General features: G+C 71.7%; 2 protein-coding genes. Both read right to left on the reverse strand.

The genetic code is table 11. The annotated features are described in order from the left end of the window. On the reverse strand, positions 1 to 585 hold a 585-nt coding region (locus tag CK485_RS28775; RefSeq protein ID WP_158288229.1), incomplete at its 3' end, for a DUF4097 family beta strand repeat-containing protein. A 184-nt stretch (positions 586 to 769) separates the two neighbouring features. After that, complete coding sequence (locus CK485_RS14265) at positions 770 to 1,243, reverse strand: DUF3307 domain-containing protein (RefSeq protein WP_109450497.1); 474 nt, start codon at positions 1,241 to 1,243, stop codon at positions 770 to 772. Positions 1,244 to 1,644: the final 401 nt, after the last annotated feature.

The raw sequence follows: 1,644 nt of genomic DNA on the forward strand, positions 1-1,644 counted from the left end.
GCGGATGTCACCGGAGACCGAACGGGCCGTCAGACGGACGGCCACCCCGTGCACGTCGATATCGCCGGAGGTGGTCGACGCGTTCAGCACGCGGACTCCGTTGGCCGTCAGGTCACCGGAGACCGAGCGGAACTCCAGGCGCTCGACCGGCCCGTACACCCGGGCATCGGAGGAGTTGGAGACCACGGCGAGGGAGGAACCCGCAGGCAGCATCACGCGGGCCTCGATCGGGCTGACCGTGACCCCGCCACCGCCACCGGTGATGACGCGGCCGTTGATGGTGGTCAGGCCGTTGACCGGTCCGTGGACGGTGTCCATGTGCTGGACGACCCGCCCGCCCCGGGTGCTCTGCACCATCACGTTGCCCGGGATCTCGGGGATCTCCACGGTCCAGGCCCGGCCGTCCTGCCTGCTGCGGGCCCGGCCGATCGCGTCAGCGGCCGGACCTGACGAATCCTGCGTCGACAGCAGCACGCTGGCGGTGGTGATGCTGCTCAGGACCTGAACGGTGACGCTGCCCATCGGCAGGTCCAGCCCGAGCACGACCGGACCGTAGGGCGGGCAGGAGAGGGTACGGCACGTCATTGCGGAACTCCTGGTGTGCGAAGGGAAGGTGGGGCCCCGGGGCGGTCGCGGTCTGTGGCGAGAGACGACACGCACCCGGGGTGATCGAGCGGCAGCGGCCGAAGTGCGGCGAGATACCGGGGTCGGCCGTGCAGGAACAGGAAGGCTCGGACGAGCCTGAACACCGCGGGTGTCAGCGCTGGTGTCAGATACCGGCGATGAGCAGGGCGGCGATCAGCAGCCACAGGTGGTGCCACGACTGGTCCAGCGCGTATGCGCCGGTGCCCAGCGTCGGCGCGTAGCCGCCTGCGGCGGTCGCGGGGGCCGCCGGGTGGGCGGGCGTGCCCAGCTCGTGGAACTCGCTGTTGCGGGTGACCTTGGCCAGCCAGGCGAGTGTGCTGCGGCGGTCGGCCCACCAGTGCGAGGCCGCATCCACCGCGAACCCCACCACCAGCCCGAGCACCCGCAGGTGCAGCCCGAGCACGCCGGCGACCAGCGCCAGCAGCACGGCCTTCGTGAGCGTCAGGGTCGCGACGTGGCGGGCATCGGCGAGACGACCCGGCCAGCCCGGGCGGCCCTTGTCCGCCGCCTGGCGCGAGGTCTGCACCCAGTGGTCGCCCACGCTGTGGGCGACGAACAACGCCGCGAAGACCGTGGCGAACGCGGCGGGCGTGCCCATCACCGGCCACCTCGTACGGTGGCGTCGTTCTCGCTGCGGCGGTTGGCTTCCTTGACCTTCTCCGACAGTTCCTTGCGGTCCTGCTCGGTCATACTGAGCAACACAGGCCCTCCTCATCAGGTCCTGTACAGCAGCGCCCAGGGGGCCTAAGCCCTGGGCGCTGCACTTGTTCGGAACCACTCCGGCTCCCCGCGACCTCGCCCGCACCGGCACGCGCCGAAGCACGGCCGGGGCGGGCGAAGGAGGCAACCGGCCGCAGCGCTATCCGCTGCGATGGCAGGTCGAGAGGTGGACCGATCGGCCCCGGGCGCTGGATCTACCCGCAGGCTCAGGAAGGGGTCGGCGCCGCCGGCCGGTCCGTCCGGCGGCGCCCGTCGATGTCGTCGGTGCAACGCGGTCTC

Origin of the sequence: Streptomyces sp. ICBB 8177 (assembly GCF_003144095.1) — a bacterium.
Taxonomy (GTDB): domain Bacteria; phylum Actinomycetota; class Actinomycetes; order Streptomycetales; family Streptomycetaceae; genus Streptantibioticus_D.

What these genes read in the sequence shown, in the direction of transcription:
- CK485_RS14265 (WP_109450497.1), bottom strand. Translation starts at nt 1,243, where the DNA reads ATGGGCACGCCCGCCGCGTTCGCCACGGTCTTCGCGGCGTTGTTCGTC.